We start from the raw sequence: 17,973 nt of genomic DNA, 5'->3' as shown, positions 1-17,973 counted from the left end.
CGGGCTGACGCTACACACTCGGCGTCGTCCCGGACAAGCGCAGCTCTTGGCAACGCGTAGCGTTGTCCAGGGCGGAGCGCAGATCCGGGACCCATAACCACAGGAAGATGTGGTTACGGGGACTCGGACTGATCACTCCGCGCGACAACCACTCCCTGTGGTTATGGATCCCGGATCGGCGCGCGCTTATGGCGCGCTTGTCCGGGACGACAGCGGAGTGTGTGGCAGCAGCCAGCGCGATAACTCGACACTAACCCGCCGCCTTGGCCTCCCGGATCGCCTGCCAGATCTTCTGCGGCGTCAGCGGCGTATTCAGCTGGGTGATGCCGAGCTCGGCGAGCGCGTCCATGACGCCGTTGGTGACGCAGGGCGGGCCGCCGATGGCGCCGGATTCGCCGCAGCCCTTGGCGCCGAGCGGATTGGTTCGGCAGGGCGCGGTGTCGTCGAGCGTCACCACAATCGGCGGGACGTCGTCGGCGCGCGGGATGCAGTAGTCCTGATAGCTGGCGGTGAGGAGCTGGCCGTCGGCATCGTAGGACACGCCTTCATACAGCGCCTGGCCGATGCCCTGCGCCACGCCGCCATGGATTTGGCCGGTGACCAGCATCGGGTTCACGGCGACGCCGACGTCGTCGACCGTGGTGTAGCGCACGACCTTGGAGACGCCGGTCTCGGGATCGATCTCGACCTCGCAGATATGCGTGCCGTTCGGCCAGCTCGGCCCGTCGACCTCGCCTTCGGAATCGACGCTGAGCCTGGCGCCGTTCTCCTTCTCGGCGAGATCGAACAGGCTGATGCGGCGATCGGTGCCGACCACGGTGAGCATGCCGCCCTGATACTCGATGTCCTCGACCGAGGTCTCCAGCACGTTCGCGGCCTTCTCGCGCGCCTTCTGGATCAGATCATTGGAGGAAACCGCGACCGCCGTCCCGCCGACGAACAGCGAGCGCGAGCCGACGCTGCCGAAGCCCATGGCGAGATCGGTGTCGCCCTGGACCACGTCGATCTTGTCCATGGGAATGCCGAGCGTGTCGGAGATCATCTGCGTGTAGGTGGTCTGCAAGCCCTGCCCCATCGCCATGGTGCCGGAATGCAGCACGACGCGCCCTTGCGAGGTCGCGTGCAGGCTGACCTTCTCGGTGTGCGCGCGGCCGCCGGTCCACTCGATGTAAGAGGTCAGTCCGCGGCCGTAGAGCAGGCCCTTCTTCTTCGCCGCCTTCTTGCGCGCGGCAAAGCCGTCCCAGTCGGCGAGCGTCACGGCCCGATCGAGCATGTGCGCGAAGGCGCCGGAGTCGTAAACCTGGCCCGCCGCATTCGTGTATGGCAGCTGCGCCGGCTTGATGTAGTTGGCCTTGCGGATCGCGCGCGGATCCATGCCGATTTTTCGCGCAGCCGCGTCGAACAGGCGCTCGACGATGAAGACAGCCTCGGGCCGCCCCGCGCCGCGATAGGCGCCGACCGGCGCGGTATGGGTCATCACCGACTTCACCTCGAAATGCACCAGCGGCAGATCGTAGACGCCGGTCTGCACGAAGGGCCCGAGCACCAGCGGGATGATGTTCGCCGCACCCGAGGAGTACGCGCCGGTGCAGCCGATCGACTTGACGCGATAGGCCAGCACCTTGCCCTTCTCGTCCAGCGCGAAGGACGCCGTGGAGGTGAGATCGCGGCCATGGGTGCCGCCGACGAATTCGTCGGTGCGGTCGCCGCGCCAGCGGATCTTCTTGTTCAGCTTGGTCGCGGCGTAGGCCACGATGCCGTCCTCCGGATAGAGATTGGTCTTCTGGCCAAAACCGCCGCCGATGTCGCCGACCAGCACGCGGACGCTGTCCTTCGGACGCTTCAGCACGGCTTCCGCCAGCACGTCGCGGGTCGACGCCGGCGTCTGCGATTGCACATGCAGCAGGAGACGGCCGGACTTCTTGTCGATCTCGGCAATGGTCGATCGCGGCTCCATCGCGGACGGCACGAGGCGTTGACTGACGAGATCGAGCTCGACGGTGTGCGCGGCCTTGGCGAAGGCCTCGTCCACCTTGGCCGCATCGCCATAGCTCATGGCGCCGACGATGTTGTCGGGCGCCTCCGGCCACACCACGGGCGCGCCGGGCTTTACGGCCTCGACGGGATCGACCACCGCGGGCTGAACGTCGTATTCGACGACGATCGCTTCGGCGGCGCTCTGCGCCTCGACCCGCGACGAGGCCACCACTGCGGCCACGGCCTCGCCGGCATGGCGCACGACCTCGTGGGCGAGCAGCCGGCGCGGCGGCACCGTCATCGGCTTGCCGTCGGGGCGCTTGAAGATGTTCAGCGTCGGGATGGTGCCGACGTCGTCCTTGACGAGGTCGGCGCCGGTGTAGATTGCGGTGACGCCGGGCATTCCGGCCGCGGCGCTGGTGTCGATCGAGACGATCTTCGCGTGGGCGTGCGGCGAGCGCAGCACGTGCAGCCACAGCGCGCCGTCCTCCGGCTTGTCGTCGATGAATTGCCCCTTCCCGGTGAGCAGCCTCTGGTCTTCCAAACGCTTGACGGGCTGGCCCGCTCCGAAACGCAAATTGCCGGGAAGAATGTTCATTCCGTTATGTCCTCGAAATCCGGAAAACGACCGCGGCGGTTTTAACCGATTTTGCGGGCCAGACAACCGAGCCCTGGCACATCTGCAATGCGCGTCAGAGCCCTTTGCTGGCGCGGATCGGCCGGCTAGGACCTATCGATGTCGATGATGCCTATATTCACGTCACGGATGTCCGAGCCCCGCTTGACAGTGAGGCGAACGGTCTTCCCGGCGCCGGCCTGCTCGAGCGCATCGGTCAGGTCGGAGAGGCGCCGCACCGGCTTGCCCTCGACCGCGGTGATGATGTCTCCGACCGCTCCGGTCGAAAAATTGACACCGCGGATCCCCGCGCGCTCGGCAGGGCTGCCGGGGGCCGTCCGCACCACGATCACCCCTTCGACGCCAAGCCGGGTCGAAACATCCTCGCCGGCGGCCACGATGCCGATGCCGGGTGTCGGCACGCGACCGTTGCGAATGAGCTCGGGCACAATCCGGTTCACGACGTCGACCGGGACCGCAAAGCCGATGCCGGCGTTCGAACCGGACGGCGATATGATCGCCGTGGTGACGCCGATCAGCCGGCCGGCGGAGTCGAGCAACGGTCCGCCCGAATTGCCGGGGTTGATCGCGGCATCGGTCTGAATGACGTTGGCAATCTCCCGACCGCCATGGGTCGGAAGCCTGCGCTTGAGCGCGCTGATAATGCCGCTCGTCATCGATTGATCCAGTCCGAAGGGATTGCCGATCGCGAAGGCGGATTGCCCGACCTTCAGGTCGCTCGAACTGCCGAGAGCCACCGGCGGCGGAAGCTCGCGCACGCTGCGAATCCGCAGCACGGCGAGATCGTAATTGGGAGCCGTGCCGACGAGGTCGACCTCGGCCACCTCTCCCGAGGCAAAGCGCACGGCGATCTCGCCGCCACTGGCGACGACGTGATTGTTCGTCACGAGATGCCCGTCGCGATCCCATACGAATCCCGTGCCGGAAGAGCCGCCCTGGCCTTCCTCACCCATGAGAGGATTGGCTGCGGATTTTACCGCCACCTGGACGACCGAAGGAGACACGCGCTCGAAGATCTCGATGGTCGCCTTCTCGCCATCGGACAGCGGACCGCGCTGCTCGACCGCGCGCGCGGAGGGCGCCGCCCATGGGACATGCAGCATCGGGACATGCAGGATCTTCGCGGCAGTGACGGCAAGCAGCAGGGCGGCCAAGGCTGCCGCGGCAATCGCGTAGCGACGATTCATCGGTGATCACCGTCTTCAGTGCTGAATACGGCCTTGGGATACATATGCATGGGGCGACAGATCCGGCTTACGCAGCAACGTCGCAAACGAACGGAAGTTTCCCGGTTGGGCAGGTAAGGGCTTTTCTGGCTGATACACGGGTGCCGGGGCATATTGCCGCGTGCCAAACAGCTAGGTGAGCTCGCGCAGCGCCATTTCCACGACCTTCCTTGCCTCGGCCGTGAGCGGCGCCTGCGGCGGGACGGGATCGCCGACGTCGTAGCCCTGGATCGAAAGCCCAGCCTTGATGCAAGCGGCGAGGTTGTAGCGGGCGAAGGCTTCGTTGATGCGCCACAGCCGGCGCTGCAGCGCCATGGCCTCGTCCCAGCGGCCGGCCCTGCAGAGGTCGTACAGCGCGACGCTCTGGCGCGGGATGATGCAGGCCGGGCCCGCCATCCAGCCGCGGCCGCCGATCAGCATCACTGCGGCGGGGATATGAGCCGAGGCGGAGAAGACCTGCAAGGCATCGCCGCAGCGGTTCATGATCGAGAGCAGCCGGCCGGTGTTGGTCGAAGCATCCTTGATGTAGCCGATGCGCGGATGTTCGGCGAGGCGCGCAATGACGTCGAGGGTGAGATCGGAACGCTGAAATTGCGGATTGGTGTAGATGACGACGGGGATGTCCACGGCTTCAGCGATGGCGCGGAAGTAGGATTCGACCTGGGCGTCAGTGAGCGGGAAATAGGCTTCCAGGATTGCCAGGATGCCAGCGGCGCCGAGCCTCTGGCAGGCCCTTGCCTGCGCCACCGCATCCGCCGTCGAGGTGGAGGCGACGCCGGCAACGACGGGCACGCGGCCCTGCGCGGCCTCGATCGTGGTCTGCACGATCGCCGTGCGTTGCTCGGCGTTGAGGTAGGCGAATTCTCCGGTCGAGCCCAGCGGCGTCAGGCCGTGCACGCCGGCGCCGATCAGGTCGTCGCAGAGTTTTGCCAGCACATTGGTCCGCACCGTGCCGTCGGCATCGATGGGCGAGACGAGATAGGGAAAGACACCGTGGAATTCGGACATGTCAGGTGCATTCGGGACATCAGGCCGCCATGGCGCGCCTCGATCGCTGCTAACACGGGGCAAAATCGCCAGCAAGCCTGTGCATTGACCACTTCTTAAGGACGATGCGCACCAACATCGTCTCGCGCCCCTTCCCCTACCCCTTGTTAGGAACAAGCAGAGATGGTGCCGGCCATGACTCTGACAATGTTGTCCAGATTCCTGCATCCCGATCCGCGCATCCGGCGCGAACTCGTGGATCTCCTGTACACGTCGCTTCCGCAGGTGTCCGCCATTGGCGTCACGTCGGTGACCGGTGCAGCCACGCTGACGCTCATGAGCGGCGATACCGGCTATGCGGTGATCTCGGTCTTCATCTCCATCACGGCCGCAGTCCGGATCGCATCCCTGTTCCGCTACAAGTCGCGCGCGACGCAATTCTCCGATGCCGACGTGATCCGCTGGGAAGGGCTTTACGGCGCCGGCGCGACCGCCTTCGGCCTTGCGCTGGGCATGTTGTCGTATCGCGCGCTCGAGCTCGACGACGGACCCGGCGCCTGGATCGCGTTCGGCCTTTCGATGTCCTTCTGCGTCGGCATGGTCTCGCGCGCGGCGATCCGCCCCTGGATCATCCTGACCACTGCCGCGGTGCTGTTGACGCCGACCATCCTGGCCGGCCTGCTACGTCCCGAGTTCGCCTACAAGCTCGGCGCGATCATGCTGGTGTTCTTCTGGCTCACATTGCGCGAGGCGTCCAAGCATCTCAGCGCCGCCTTCGTCGAGCGGCTCGAAGCAAAGCACCGGCTGGCGCGCCAGGCGACCCACGATTTCCTGACGGGATTGCCGAACCGCGCCGCGTTCTTCCAGGCGCTGGCGGAGACCCGCGGAAACTTCGCCATCATCGCCATCGATCTCGACGGCTTCAAGCCGGTCAACGATCGCCACGGCCATCACGTCGGCGACGATCTGTTGCGGCAGGTGGCGGAGCGGCTGTCGGTCTGCATCGGCAATCCAGGCATAGCCGCACGGTTCGGCGGCGACGAGTTCATGATGCTCAAACCGGTTGCTTCAGGCGATGCCGGCTGTAACCAAGCGCTCGCGCTGGCCCGCCAGGCCATTCGCGATCTCTCGATGCCGTTCTTGCTTACGGACATTCCGGTCCGCATCGGCGCAAGCGCCGGCATTCTGGTCAGCGCTGATGCGGCCACCGCCGGCTCAACGTCGCAGCTCATGGAGAGGGTCGATCGTGCGCTCTATACGGCGAAACGTGCCGGAGGCGGCCGTTGCGCTTGGTCGGATGAGGGCGCCGAGCTGGAACGCGCAGCGGGCTGAAGCTGCCGCTTTCGATCACGCCTTGAGCAGCCGCACCCGCGTGCCCCATGGATCGATCGCCTCCACGCCATTCGCAAGCGTGGTGAGCTGCGCACCGCCCTTGCGCAGGCGTTCCTCCTGTGCGGCGAGAATGTCCTGCTTCGCCGTCACCAGCGAGAACCATGCAAGGCCCGTGGTGGCATCGTCGCGCCGTCCGGCGCCCTGACTCTGCCAGACATTCAAGCCGAGGTGATGGTGATAACGGCCCGACGACAGGAACGCGGCGCCGCTGCGCTTGCGCGTCGGATCAAGGCCGATCGTGCCGTGATAGAAGCTCTCGGCCTGCGCGAGGTCGCCGACGCGCAGATGCATGTGGCCGACGCGCAAGCCGTCCGGCGCCCTGGCATAGTCGGCGACGCGAGGATTGGTCAGCGACAGCAGGTCGGGGATGTTGAGCTCGTCGGTCGCCATCTTGACGCTGCCCTCGCTCCATTGCCATTGCGAGGGATCGCGGTCGGCATAGATCTCGATGCCGTTGCCCTCGGGGTCGTCGAGATAGACGGACTCGCTGACGAGGTGATCGGCAAAACCCGACAGCGGCACGCGATGCGAGGCGGCATGCACCAGCCAGCGCGCGAGGTCTTTTCGCGTCGGCATCAGGAACGCCGTGTGGTAGAGGCCGGCGGCATTGCGCGGCTCGATTTCCGCATCGGGACGGGCCTCCAGCACCAGCAGCGCTATGCCGGCCGTGCCGAGCTTTGCGGCGGTCGCCGAACGCTCCATCACGGCAAGCCCGATCACGTCGCGGTAGTAGTCCGCAACCTTGTCGAGATTCTTCACCCGCAGCGTCACCATGCCGACCCGCATCGGCGTGCGGCTGGCAAAGGTCGGCCCGGCACCTTGAGGAACGCCCTCGGCGCGCGCCGCGGCTCCGGCCGCCATCGCGAGCGAGGTTGCGCCGGCGAGTTGCAGCAGGGTGCGGCGGGTGAGATCGATGGTCATCGGTCAGGGCTCGGTCAAAATGGTTGAGGGCCATGCGGCGCAATGTCGGCCGATTGCTACACGTTCCCGTGAGCGGGTCCCAATCACATGTTCGTCGGTCGCGCGGAGGGAAGTCCTGGCCACCCGGCCAGTTTCGCAGGCGCCCGCAATATCCCAGATTGAGGACAGCTTACAGGAGCCTGCCATGACCGCCCCTACTCCCCTGTCTTCGCTGTCGTCCGCCCTCGCGGACATGGCGGCGCGCACGGCGCCGTCCGTCGTCTCCGTGCATTCGCACCGCTCCCGCGCCACCGGCTTCGCCTGGAAACCCGGCCTGATCGTCACGGCCGACGAGGCACTGGCGGACGAGGGCGCGGTCGAGATCGGCCTTGCCGACGGAAGCACCGCGGCCGCCACGATCGCCGGCCGCGACCATACGACCGACATCGCGCTGCTGCGCGTCGATGCCGCCGTCGCGCCGGTCAAGCTCGCCGCGACGGTCCCGCCGCTCGGCGCCTTGTCGGTGGTGGTCGCCACCAATCGCGAGACGCCGAGCGCCGCGCTCGGGATGGTGTCGACATCCGGCAAGAGCTGGCGCTCCCTGCGCGGCGGCGACATCGATGCCCGGATCGAGCTCGACGTCCGTCTGCGCGGCAGCCAGCAGGGCGGCCTCGCGCTCGATGCATCGGGCGAAGCCTTCGGCATGGCCGTGCTCCGACCGCGGCGCGTGCTGGTGATCCCGGCGGCGACGATCGAGCGCGTCGCGGCGCAACTGGAGGCGCGCGGCCGCATCGCGCGGGGATATCTCGGCCTCGGGCTCCAGCCGGTGCGGCTCGACGACGGCATCGGCGCCATGGTGATGAATGTCGACAAGGCCGGCCCTTCGGCCGCGGCCGGCATCCGTCAGGGCGACGTGATCGTCGCAGTCAACGACCAGAAACTGTCCGGCGTGCGTGCGCTGTCGCGGACGCTGGGACCTTCGAGCGTCGGCACGGTGGTCGATGTCGCGGTGCGTCGCGGCGACGAGCCGGCCAGCTTCAAGGTCACGGTCGGCGAGAGGCCGGAGACGTGAGCGAGGACAAGACGGCCGAGATCGTGCTCGCGCTGGAGATCGACGCCCCCGCCCTCGCCGATCGCCTGACGGCGCTGCTCAGCAATATCCCGGGGCTTCGTCTTGCTGCGCCTGGCGAGCAGGCGGCCGCGGCGATCGTCGCGCGCGATCCGCGCATCATGCCCGAGGACATCGCGCTGACGCAGCGCGAGCTCGACGTGCTGGCGTTAATGGCGGAAGGTGCCTCGAACAAGATGATCGCGCGTCAGCTCGGCATCTCCGTCCACACCGTGAAGTTCCATGTCGGCTCGCTGCTCGACAAGCTGGACGCGACCGGCCGCACCGATGCAGTCGCGCACGCCGCGCGTCGCGGCGTGATCGAGCTTTGACGCCGCCCAGGCCTCACGGCGCTGACGCCGCCGGGAAGCTGAGCCTGACCGTCAGGCCCGGCGCATTGTCATGCAGCGCGATCTCGGCGCCATGAAGGTGCGCGACCGCGGCGACGAGGCTGAGGCCGAGGCCATTGCCCGGCGTGTAGCGGCTCCGTTCGAGCCGGTAGAAGCGCTTGAAGACGTGATCGCGCTGCTCGGTGGGAATGCCCGGACCGTCGTCGGCAATCGCGATCACCGCAGCGCCATCGGCTCTGCGGCAAGTCACGGTCACCCGCCCGCCCTTGCAGCCGTGCTTGATCGCGTTGTCGACGAGATTGGCAATGGCGTCGAACAGCAAGTCGCGATCGCCCGTGATCGCCACGTCGCGTTCTCCGGCAAGGCTGAGCCTTGTGGCAACCTGCTCGGCGGCGGCATCGTAGAGCTCGACGACCTCGCCGGCGATCTCGGCGAGATCAAGCGCGCGGAAGGCGCCGGTGCGGGCGCGGGTCTCGATCTCGGAGATCCGGGTGATGGAGGCGAACATGCCGAGCACGGCATCGAGATCGGCGATGGTGTCCCCGATCAGCGCGGCGTCGGCCTCGCTGTTGCGCTCGTGGTGATAGGCCTTTTCCAGCCGGCCGCGCATGCGCGTCAGCGGCGTCCGCAGATCGTGCGCAACGTTGTCGCTGACCTGCTTGACCTCGCCCATCAGCGTCTCGATGCGGTCGAGCATCTGGTTGAGGTTTTCGGCGACGCGATCCCACTCGTCGTTGCTGCCGCGCAAGGGGATACGCTGATCGAGGCCGGAGAGCATGATGGCGCGGCTGGTGGCGTTGATCTGTTCGATCCGCCCCACGGTGCGCCGCGTCACCAGCACGGCCGCGAGCCCGGCGAGCACCAGCAGCAGCATGGCGACCGCGACCATCGCGAGCTCGATCATGCCGGTGAAGCCGTCATGATCGACGGCCCCGCCGAGCCGGCGCTCGACGTAAGCGAGCGTCCCGAAATAGACGTAGGCCATGATCGCCGCGACGATCAACCCGAACGCCGCGATCGCGATCAGCGCGAGGCGGAAGGTCGAGGAGCGAAGGGTCTTAGCCAGGAGCACGGAGGCAATATCCGATGCCGCGGATGGTGTGGATCAGCGGATAGTCCTGGGCATCGTCGACCTTGCGACGAACACGCCCCACATAGACGTCGATGATATTGGTCGACGGATCGAAATGCAGGTCCCAGACGTGCTGAAGCAGCATCGCGCGAGATACGACGCGGCCCTCGTTGCGGACGAGATATTCGAGCAGCTGGAATTCGCGCGGCAGCAGCGGAATCTTGCGGCCGCGGCGGGAGGCAGCCCGCGCGATCAGGTCGATCGCGAGATCGCCGACGCGCAGAAGCGTCTCCTTGGCGATGGTCTCGCTGCGGCGGCCGAGCGCTTCGAGGCGCGCCAGCAATTCGGTGAAGGAGAACGGTTTGACGAGATAATCGTCGCCGCCGGCGCGCAGGCCGCGCACGCGGTCGTCGACTTCGCCGAGCGCGGAGATGATCAGGAACGGCGCGGCGATGCCCTCGTCGCGCAACTGGCGCATCACGCTGATGCCGTCGATATCGGGCAGCATGCGGTCGATGGTAATCACGGCATAGTCGCGCGCACCGCCGTGGCTCAGGGCTTCGCGGCCATTGGTTGCGAGGTCGACGTCGTAGCCCGAAACAGTCAGCTCCTCGACGAGCTGACCTGCGGTTTCCGGATCGTCCTCGACGACCAGGATGCGACGGTGACCTCCGCTCATGACAAGCTCCGCGCGACGATCGCCACCAGACTATCCCGTTCCGGGGCTGAGCGGAACCGCCCGGTGGCGATCGCGACAATGGTGCGGTACGGCGATGCGATTACCAGTAGTCTCCGCACACATTGACCCATTGCCATCCATAGGGCGTCCAGCTCCTGCTCCAGCAGCCGTCATTGTAGCCGCCGTAGAAATAGGGCGCGCCGAAGACGGCGAAACGACGGAAATGGTGGTGACGGAAGCCGTGGCGGCCGTGCCAGCCTGCGCCGGCGAAGCGCGGACCGATCGCCGCGTGCGCGAAACGCGGGCCGCCAGCAAAGCGTGCGCGACCCATGCCGCCGAAACCACCGGCGCGCATGCCGCCGAAGCCGCCGGCGTGCATGCCACCGCCGAAATGGCCGCCGCCACCGAAATGGCCGCCACCGCCAAAGCCGCCATGACCGCCACCGCCAAAGCCACCACCGCCATGGCCTCCGCCACCGCCGCCGCCACGGGCGAGCACCGGTGAAGCGAGCGCCATCGCGGCGACGACCGTCACCGCGGTGAAGCCTTTGAGAAGCCTGTTGTTCATCGAAGCATCCTCCTTGCAGTGCGGCGATCACCGCGCCGCACGAGGATGGTCAGATGAAAGGAACGGACCGGCACCTTCAACTTACAAACACGCCAGATTCTGACGCGGGTGTCAGGAAGGCACCGCCCTCCCCACGACGTGGAGAGAGCTTGATCTGATCTCTCGCCGCAACGAGCGGGGAGAGGTCAAGGACTCACACCCGCTTGCCGCCACTCTTCTCGGCCGCGCGTCGCAGCGCCTCCGCAAGCGCACCGCCGCCCGAAGACTCCTGCTTGCGCGGAGCCGACGAGGTCATGCGGGCGGGGTTGCGTGAGCTGTTGTCGCGCTGCATGCCGGGTGCGTCCTTCTTGGGCCCGACCTCGTCGTCGAGGCGCAGCGTCAGCGAGATGCGCTTGCGGGCGACCTCGAAGTCCAGCACCTTCACCTTGACGATATCGCCCGGCTTCACCACCTCGCGCGGATCCTTGATATAGGTCTTGGACATCGCCGAGATGTGCACGAGACCGTCCTGGTGCACCCCGATGTCGACGAAGGCGCCGAAGGCGGCGACGTTGGTGACGGTGCCCTCGAGGATCATGCCCTTCTTGAGATCCTTGATCTCCTCGACGCCCTCCTTGAACACCGCGGCCTTGAACGCGGGGCGCGGGTCGCGGCCCGGTTTTTCCAGCTCGCGCAGGATGTCGGTGACGGTCGGCAGGCCGAAAGTCTCATCGACGAAATCCTTCGGCTTGAGGGTACGCACGATCTCGCTGCTGCCGATCAGCGCCTTGATGTCGCTCTTGGTCGCCGCGAGAATCCGGCGCACCACCGGATAGGCTTCCGGATGCACGCCGGAGGCATCGAGCGGGTCCTCGCCGCCGAGGATGCGCAAGAAGCCCGCGCATTGCTCGAACGCCTTCGGCCCGAGCCGCGGCACGTCCTTCAGCGCCTTGCGCGACTTGAACGGACCATTGGCGTCGCGGTGCGCGACGATGCTCTGCGCCAGGCCAGAACCGACGCCTGACACGCGGGCGAGCAGCGGCGCCGAGGCGGTGTTGACGTCGACGCCGACGGCGTTCACGCAGTCTTCGACCACCGCATCGAGCGACTTGGCGAGCTTGGCCTGGCCGAGGTCGTGCTGGTACTGGCCGACGCCGATCGCCTTCGGCTCGATCTTGACGAGCTCGGCGAGCGGATCTTGGAGCCGTCGCGCGATCGAGACCGCGCCGCGCAGGGTGACGTCGAGGCCCGGCAGCTCCTCGGACGCGAAGGCCGAGGCCGAATAGACCGAGGCGCCGGCTTCCGACACCACGATCTTGTTCATCTTCAGCTCGGGCAGGCCCTTGACCAGCTCGGTCGCGAGCTTGTCGGTCTCGCGCGAGGCAGTGCCGTTGCCGATCGCAATCAGCTCGACGCGATGCTTGATCGCGAGCCGGCCGAGCGTTGCCAGCGATTCGTTCCACTGCCGCTGCGGCTCGTGCGGATAGATCGCGATGGTGTCGACCACCTTGCCGGTCGCATCGACGACGGCGACCTTGACGCCGGTACGGTAGCCGGGATCGAGCCCCATGGTGACGCGGGTGCCGGCGGGCGCAGCCAGCAGCAGGTCGCGCAAATTCGAGGCGAACACGCGCACGGCCTCGGTCTCGGCCGAATTCCACAGCCGCATGCGCAGGTCGATGTTGAGATGCACCTGGATCTTGGTGCGCCAGGCCCAGCGCACGGTGTCGACCAGCCAGCGGTCGCCGGGTCGCTTGAGGTCGGCGATGCCGAACCGCTTCATGATCTTCAATTCATACGCGCTCGGCACGCCCGGCGGCGGCGCCTCCGCCTCGGCCTGGATCTGGAGATCGAGAATCTCTTCCTTCTCGCCACGGAACATCGCGAGAATACGGTGCGATGGCAGCTTGGCCAGCGGCTCGGAGAAATCGAAATAGTCGGCGAACTTCTCGCCCTCGGTCTTCTTGCCGTCGCGCACCTTGGAGGCCATGCGCGCGTTGGTCCACATCTCTTCGCGCAATGCGCCGATGAGGTCGGCGTCCTCGTCGAAGCGCTCGACCAGGATGGCGCGGGCGCCGTCGAGCGCGGCAGCGGCATCCGCAACGCCCTTCTCGGCGTTGACGAAGCCCTCTGCAACGACCTTCGGATCGTTGCCGGGTTCGACCAGCAACTGATTGGCGAGCGGCTCGAGTCCGGCTTCCTTGGCAACTTCCGCCTTGGTGCGGCGCTTCGGCTTGAACGGCAGGTAAATGTCTTCGAGGCGCGCCTTGCTGTCGGCGGCCATGATCGTGGCTTCGAGGGCTGCATCGAGCTTGCCCTGCTCGCGGACCGATTCGAGGATGGCCTTGCGGCGGTCCTCGAGCTCGCGCAGGTAAACCAGGCGCTCCTCCAGGGTGCGCAACTGCGCGTCGTCGAGCGCACCGGTCGCTTCCTTGCGGTAGCGGGCGATGAAGGGAACCGTGGCGCCGCCGTCGAGCAGCGTCACCGCCGCCTCGACCTGCTCGGCGCGAACCCCAAGCTCCTGCGCAATTTTGTGGTTGATATTTGCCACGCGAGATTCCCTCTATCAAAGCACGCGACGCAGGGCGAAAAGCACCGGACGCGGGACGCCGCTTATGGACCAACCGAGGTTGATTCATCAAGGTGCGGCGCGCAACCGTCGACAGAGGATTTTTTTGCCGGATCGATGCGATCTCGCCACATTCGTGGGGACGCGCGGCTTCCCTCTTGCGTCGCGGCAGACCAGGATAGCCGGCCCGTCATCCCGCTTGACAGGAGCCGCCGTTCAGCGGCTGTTTGCGCCGCCGGGCCCTGAACTCCACAAGGACAGTCATGCGTACAACATCGGTCGGCGTCTTCAGGATCGCCACCACGGGCCCCGGCGACGTCTCCGGTCTCATGGCCATGATCGGTTCGGGCGCGATCGACCCGCGCGAGATCCTGGCGATCCTCGGGAAGACCGAGGGTAATGGCGGCGTCAACGATTTCACGCGGGAATACGCCGTCAGCGCGCTGTGCGCGGCGCTGGCACCCCACCTCGACCTGCCGCCACACGAGGTCGAGCAGCGCATCGCCTTCGTGATGTCCGGCGGCACCGAGGGCGTGCTCAGTCCGCACATCACGGTGTTCACGCGCCGAAATGTCGACGCCCGTCCGGCAGGCCCCACCGGCAAGCGGCTGAGCATCGGCATGGCGCAGACGCGGGATTTCCTGCCCGAGGAGCTCGGCCGCTCCGCGCAGATCACGGAGACGGCGAAAGCCGTGAAGGCCGCCATGGCGGATGCCGGCATCAGCGATCCCGCCGACATCCATTTCGTGCAGATCAAGTGCCCGCTGCTCACCGGCGATCGCGTCGCGGCGGCAGCGGCGCGCGGCAACAAGACAGCGACGACCAGCGCCTACGCCTCGATGGCCTATTCCCGCGGCGCCTCCGCGCTCGGCGTCGCCGTCGCGCTCGGCGAGATCGCAGCCGATCTCCGCGATGAGGACGTGCTGCGGCGCTATGATCTGTTCTCGTCCGTGGCCTCCACCTCGTCAGGCATTGAGCTGATGCACAACGTCGTCATCGTGCTCGGCAACTCGGCGGCATCGGTAAGCGAATTCGAGATTGGTCATGCCGTGATGCGCGACGCCATCGACGCCGTCGCGGTGACCGCGGCGCTGGAAAACGTCGGACTCCGCATCGCGTCGCAGGCAACGAAGGGCCGCGAGCTCGTCAACGTCTTCGCCAAGGCGGAGGCCTCGCCTGATGGCAGCGTGCGCGGCTTTCGCCACACCATGCTGGAAGACACCGACATCAGCTCGACACGCCACGCCCGCGCAGCGGTCGGCGGCCTGATCGCTGGCCTTGCCGGCACCGGGGCGGTCTACGTGTCCGGCGGCGCCGAGCACCAGGGTCCGCCGGGCGGCGGGCCGGTTGCAGCGATTGCACGACTGTCGGATTGATACGAGCCGGCATCTCCGGGACTTGCGACCTGTCCGCCCCACGCAACCCTGCCCCTCGCGCCGGCTCGCTTGATTCGGACCGTTCCTTGCGAAAGGAAGATAGCCGCTTTCCAAGAGGATTTTGACGTCATGACTTTGCCGATGAGCTGGAATGAATGGGCGCAGCACGATGGAGTCGCGCTGGCAGGGCGTGTCCGCAAGGGCGAGCTGACGGCGAAGGAATTGGCGCGGCAGGCCGCGGCCGGCGTTGCCAAGGTCAATCCGGCACTGTCGGGCGTGGTCGAGCTGTTCGAGGACGTGATCGTCGATCCCGCCAAGGACGGTACCAATCTCGCAGGTCCCTTCGCCGGCCTGCCCTTCCTGATGAAGGACCTCGGGCCGACCATGAAGGGACGGCTCCAGGAGATGGGTTCGCTGCTGATGCGCGGCAATCGCGCCGGCGCGGACACGTTCCTGACCGGAAAATTCCGCCAGGCCGGACTGAACCTGATCGGACGCACCACGACGCCGGAATTCGGCGTGTGCAGTTCCGCCGACAATCCCGCCGTCTACGTCACGCGCAATCCCTGGAATACCGACTACACCACCTGCGGCTCGTCCGCAGGCAGCGCGGCGATGGTCGCCGCGGGCGTGGTGCCGATCGCGCATGCGACCGACGGTGGCGGCTCGATCCGCATTCCCGCCGGCGTCAATGGCAATATCGGGCTGAAGGTCTCGCGCGGCGTGTTCTCGCTCGCGCCGCACATGTCCGATCTCACCGGCCTCGTCTCGATCCAGGGCTGCCAGTCGCGCTCGGTGCGCGACACCGCCGCCTTCGTCGACCATGCCCGCGGACCGGCACCCGGCGAATTCATGCCGTTCTGGACCACGGCGCAGCCCTATTGCGAGATGATCAAGCGCGACCCGTCAAAGCTTCGCATCGCGGTGTCGCACACATGGGGCGACTATAGCGCCACGCCGGAAATCGCCGCCGAGTTGGAGAAGGCCGGCCGCTTCCTCGAAGGCCTCGGCCATCACGTCGACTACGCGTTGCCCGAGGTCGATTTCCGTGCCGCGTTCGCGGCGCAGACCACCTGCTACATCTCGAACTTCGCGGTGGTGATCTCCAATATGCTCGCTGCGCGCGGGCTGGAAAAACCGCCGGAAGATCTGATCGAACCCATGAACATCCGCATCTGGGAAGCCGGCCGGCACACGAGCTTCGCCGAGCGGGCGAAGATGCAGGGCGTGTTCAACACGACCTCGCGCGGCTTCGGCGCCTTCTTCGAGCAGTGGGACGTGATCCTGACGCCGATCACGGCGCTGCCGACGCCGAAGGTCGGCACCAGGGAATACCTCACCATCTCCGACAATCCCGACGTGCTCGACTGGTTCGGCAATCTCTGGCGCAACTTCGCCTTCACGCCGCTCGCCAATCTCTGCGGCATGCCGGCGATCTCAATGCCGATGGCAACCCAGGAGCACGGCCTGCCGCTCGGCATCCAGGCCATCGCCAAGCAGGCCAATGACGGCCTCTTGCTGCAACTCGCAGCCCAGATCGAGCGCGCGCTCGATGGCAAGTGGAACGGCGGCAAGAAGCCGAAGGTGCATGTCTGCTGAAGCAGGCCTATTTCTCGTAGACCCCGCGCTTGGGGCCATCCTTCGAGACGCCCGCCGTTGGCGGGCCCTCAGGATGAGGTCTGATTTCTTGGCCATCTCTTAGACCCTCATGGTGAGGAGCGCCGCCTTGCGGCGCATCTCGAACCATGCAGGCCGTACGGCGATCTCAGTTCTTCACCGCCGGAATTTCCTCCGGTCGCGGCTGCTGCTGGCCCTGCTGGTACATCGCGAGCGCCTTGTCGAGCGCTTCGCGCAGCGCCAGCGCCGCGGCCACGCTGCAACGCAGGTGCGCGGTCTGGACCACGTCGACCCTGACGGCGGCGCCGACCGGCATCAACAGGTTCGCGGCGAGCTCGATCTGGATCGCGCCGTTGTGGTGACCGAAGCAGGATGCACCGTCGAAATAGATGATCGGCGCCCGCTCCGAGCTCGAGGTGGAAATCGTGACGGGCCCCTGATTGGTGCCGGGTGTCTCGGGGTCGGTCATGGGCGCTCCTTGCGGGCATGGGACGAACGAAGCGCCCACCATCCTTGCTTTGGCCCGGCCTGTCGAGGCCAAACCGCCCCCGGCAGGGCGTCCCGGACAAGGCACGTTTGGGGGTTTTGCGCGGCGCTCGGCACTGGTTTAGAACATCGCCATGTCCACTGTACCTGTCACGCTCCCATTCGAGGAACTCGCCGAAGCCATCAAGGGCCGCCGCTCCGATTACGGCCATATCAGCGGGCTCCAGCTCGACCGCTTCGCGCCAGCCGAGGCCTGGTCCAGCCTGCCCTACCGGCCCGTCTTCGTCGGCGACACCGAGACCGGCATGCTGCACGGCGGTGTCGTCACGGCAATGCTGGACGAGAGCTGCGGCATGGCCGTGCAGCTTGCGCTCGACGGCACGCGCGCGATCGCAACCTTGGACTTGCGCATCGACTATCAGAAGCCGGCGACGCCGGGCCTCGACATCAAGGCGCATTCGGTCTGCTACCGCACCACACGCTCGATTGCCTTCGTGCGCTCCACCGCCTATCAGGAGTCGGAGGACGATCCGGTCGCGACCGCCACCGCCTGCTTCATGATCGGCGCCAACCGCACCAACATGCTTGCCGACCGCCGTATGGATACGCGCAGCATCCCATCGCTGGAGGCTCCTGAGGTTCCGGATGGGCCGTTTGCGCGCAGCCCGTTCGCGCGGTGTCTCGGCATCCGCGTCAACGACGACGGCACGCTGACGATGCCGTTCTCGCCGAAGATCATCGGCAATCCGATCCTGCCCGCGATCCATGGCGGCATGACCGGCGCCTTCCTGGAGACCACCGCGATCGTCGGCGTGGCGCGCGAGCTCGGCGCTGCCGCGCCGCCCAAGCCGATCGGCCTTACCGTCAACTATCTGCGCTCCGGCCGTGCCCTCGACACGTTCGCCGACGTCTCGATCGTGAAGCAGGGCCGGCGAATCGTGGCCTTCGAGGCGCGGGCCTGGCAGGATGATGCCACCAAGCCGATCGCCACCGCCTTCGGTCACTTCATGCTGCGCCCGACGCCGGGAAGTGACGAGGAATAAGCGCATT

At 66.7% G+C, this 17,973-nt stretch carries 15 protein-coding genes; 6 read left to right on the top strand and 9 right to left on the bottom strand.

The window, feature by feature from the left end; genetic code table 11:
- Positions 1-250 precede the first annotated feature (250 nt).
- The 3 genes from H1B27_RS19570 to H1B27_RS19560 form a co-directional block, all read right to left on the bottom strand.
- Positions 251-2,575: a xanthine dehydrogenase family protein molybdopterin-binding subunit gene (locus H1B27_RS19570; protein ID WP_061878943.1), complete on the bottom strand. Its 2,325-nt coding sequence runs from the start codon at positions 2,573-2,575 to the stop codon at positions 251-253.
- Between the two features lie 125 nt (positions 2,576-2,700).
- A complete protein-coding gene (locus H1B27_RS19565; protein ID WP_197967175.1) occupies positions 2,701-3,801 on the bottom strand; it encodes a S1C family serine protease in 1,101 nt (366 codons plus the stop codon).
- Positions 3,802-3,972: 171 nt separating this feature from the next.
- A complete protein-coding gene (locus H1B27_RS19560) occupies positions 3,973-4,848 on the bottom strand; it encodes a dihydrodipicolinate synthase family protein (RefSeq protein ID WP_197967174.1) in 876 nt (291 codons plus the stop codon).
- Positions 4,849-5,022: 174 nt separating this feature from the next.
- On the opposite strand from H1B27_RS19560, the gene H1B27_RS19555 reads away from it, so the two are divergent.
- Complete coding sequence (locus H1B27_RS19555; RefSeq protein WP_197967173.1) at positions 5,023-6,159, top strand: GGDEF domain-containing protein; 1,137 nt, start codon at positions 5,023-5,025, stop codon at positions 6,157-6,159.
- Between the two features lie 15 nt (positions 6,160-6,174).
- Here the strand turns inward: H1B27_RS19555 and H1B27_RS19550 are convergent, their stop codons facing one another.
- Entirely contained in the window at positions 6,175-7,140 is a 966-nt protein-coding gene (locus tag H1B27_RS19550) for a VOC family protein (RefSeq protein WP_061878940.1), read from the bottom strand.
- Positions 7,141-7,324: 184 nt separating this feature from the next.
- Between H1B27_RS19550 and H1B27_RS19545 the strand changes: the two genes are divergently transcribed.
- Together H1B27_RS19545 and H1B27_RS19540 are read left to right on the top strand one after the other, a co-directional pair.
- Positions 7,325-8,191: a S1C family serine protease gene (locus H1B27_RS19545; protein ID WP_197967172.1), complete on the top strand. Its 867-nt coding sequence runs from the start codon at positions 7,325-7,327 to the stop codon at positions 8,189-8,191.
- Positions 8,188-8,559, top strand: coding sequence for a response regulator transcription factor (locus H1B27_RS19540; RefSeq protein WP_197967171.1), 372 nt, complete (start codon positions 8,188-8,190; stop codon positions 8,557-8,559). The genes H1B27_RS19545 and H1B27_RS19540 overlap by 4 nt, the downstream gene beginning before the upstream one ends.
- 13 nt (positions 8,560-8,572) lie before the next feature.
- On the opposite strand, the gene H1B27_RS19535 is transcribed toward H1B27_RS19540, so the two are convergent.
- The 4 genes from H1B27_RS19535 to H1B27_RS19520 all read right to left on the bottom strand — a co-directional run bounded on the left by H1B27_RS19535 (position 8,573) and on the right by H1B27_RS19520 (position 13,426).
- The gene (locus H1B27_RS19535) at positions 8,573-9,649 is read right to left on the bottom strand and encodes a sensor histidine kinase (protein WP_197967170.1); all 1,077 of its coding nucleotides are present in this window, start codon (positions 9,647-9,649) and stop codon (positions 8,573-8,575) included.
- Positions 9,636-10,328 carry a winged helix-turn-helix domain-containing protein gene (locus H1B27_RS19530; RefSeq protein ID WP_197967169.1) on the bottom strand — a complete coding sequence of 231 codons (693 nt, stop codon included), beginning with the start codon at positions 10,326-10,328 and terminating at the stop codon, positions 9,636-9,638. Before H1B27_RS19530 ends, H1B27_RS19535 begins: the two co-directional genes overlap by 14 nt.
- A 100-nt stretch (positions 10,329-10,428) precedes the next feature.
- Positions 10,429-10,896 carry a hypothetical protein gene (locus H1B27_RS19525; protein ID WP_197967168.1) on the bottom strand — a complete coding sequence of 156 codons (468 nt, stop codon included), beginning with the start codon at positions 10,894-10,896 and terminating at the stop codon, positions 10,429-10,431.
- A gap of 193 nt (positions 10,897-11,089) precedes the next feature.
- Complete coding sequence (locus H1B27_RS19520; RefSeq protein ID WP_197967167.1) at positions 11,090-13,426, bottom strand: Tex family protein; 2,337 nt, start codon at positions 13,424-13,426, stop codon at positions 11,090-11,092.
- A 281-nt stretch (positions 13,427-13,707) separates the two neighbouring features.
- Between H1B27_RS19520 and atzD the strand changes: the two genes are divergently transcribed.
- Both atzD and H1B27_RS19510 read left to right on the top strand, forming a co-directional pair.
- Positions 13,708-14,820, top strand: coding sequence for a cyanuric acid amidohydrolase (gene atzD, locus H1B27_RS19515; protein ID WP_197967166.1), 1,113 nt, complete (start codon positions 13,708-13,710; stop codon positions 14,818-14,820).
- 129 nt (positions 14,821-14,949) lie between these two features.
- Positions 14,950-16,419 carry an amidase gene (locus tag H1B27_RS19510; protein WP_197967165.1) on the top strand — a complete coding sequence of 490 codons (1,470 nt, stop codon included), beginning with the start codon at positions 14,950-14,952 and terminating at the stop codon, positions 16,417-16,419.
- 166 nt (positions 16,420-16,585) lie between these two features.
- On the opposite strand, the gene H1B27_RS19505 is transcribed toward H1B27_RS19510, so the two are convergent.
- The gene (locus tag H1B27_RS19505) at positions 16,586-16,906 is read right to left on the bottom strand and encodes a hypothetical protein (protein WP_061878930.1); all 321 of its coding nucleotides are present in this window, start codon (positions 16,904-16,906) and stop codon (positions 16,586-16,588) included.
- Between the two features lie 151 nt (positions 16,907-17,057).
- On the opposite strand from H1B27_RS19505, the gene H1B27_RS19500 reads away from it, so the two are divergent.
- Positions 17,058-17,966: a PaaI family thioesterase gene (locus tag H1B27_RS19500; protein ID WP_061878929.1), complete on the top strand. Its 909-nt coding sequence runs from the start codon at positions 17,058-17,060 to the stop codon at positions 17,964-17,966.
- Positions 17,967-17,973: the final 7 nt, after the last annotated feature.

The sequence above is a fragment of the Bradyrhizobium diversitatis genome, from assembly GCF_016031635.1.
In the GTDB taxonomy this organism is placed as follows: domain Bacteria; phylum Pseudomonadota; class Alphaproteobacteria; order Rhizobiales; family Xanthobacteraceae; genus Bradyrhizobium; species Bradyrhizobium diversitatis.
This window is presented reverse-complemented; position numbering and strand designations above follow the sequence as displayed.

Excerpts from the sequence above, each read along its gene's own strand:
- H1B27_RS19545 (WP_197967172.1), top strand. The coding sequence starts at position 7,325 with ATGACCGCCCCTACTCCCCTGTCTTCGCTGTCGTCCGCCCTCGCGGAC.
- H1B27_RS19500 (WP_061878929.1), top strand. The coding sequence starts at position 17,058 with ATGTCCACTGTACCTGTCACGCTCCCATTCGAGGAACTCGCCGAAGCC.
- atzD (WP_197967166.1), top strand. The coding sequence starts at position 13,708 with ATGCGTACAACATCGGTCGGCGTCTTCAGGATCGCCACCACGGGCCCC.
- H1B27_RS19510 (WP_197967165.1), top strand. The coding sequence starts at position 14,950 with ATGACTTTGCCGATGAGCTGGAATGAATGGGCGCAGCACGATGGAGTC.
- H1B27_RS19570 (WP_061878943.1), bottom strand. The coding sequence starts at position 2,575 with ATGAACATTCTTCCCGGCAATTTGCGTTTCGGAGCGGGCCAGCCCGTC.
- H1B27_RS19525 (WP_197967168.1), bottom strand. The coding sequence starts at position 10,896 with ATGAACAACAGGCTTCTCAAAGGCTTCACCGCGGTGACGGTCGTCGCC.
- H1B27_RS19530 (WP_197967169.1), bottom strand. The coding sequence starts at position 10,328 with ATGAGCGGAGGTCACCGTCGCATCCTGGTCGTCGAGGACGATCCGGAA.
- H1B27_RS19555 (WP_197967173.1), top strand. The coding sequence starts at position 5,023 with ATGACTCTGACAATGTTGTCCAGATTCCTGCATCCCGATCCGCGCATC.
- H1B27_RS19505 (WP_061878930.1), bottom strand. The coding sequence starts at position 16,906 with ATGACCGACCCCGAGACACCCGGCACCAATCAGGGGCCCGTCACGATT.
- H1B27_RS19550 (WP_061878940.1), bottom strand. The coding sequence starts at position 7,140 with ATGACCATCGATCTCACCCGCCGCACCCTGCTGCAACTCGCCGGCGCA.
- H1B27_RS19560 (WP_197967174.1), bottom strand. The coding sequence starts at position 4,848 with ATGTCCGAATTCCACGGTGTCTTTCCCTATCTCGTCTCGCCCATCGAT.
- H1B27_RS19565 (WP_197967175.1), bottom strand. The coding sequence starts at position 3,801 with ATGAATCGTCGCTACGCGATTGCCGCGGCAGCCTTGGCCGCCCTGCTG.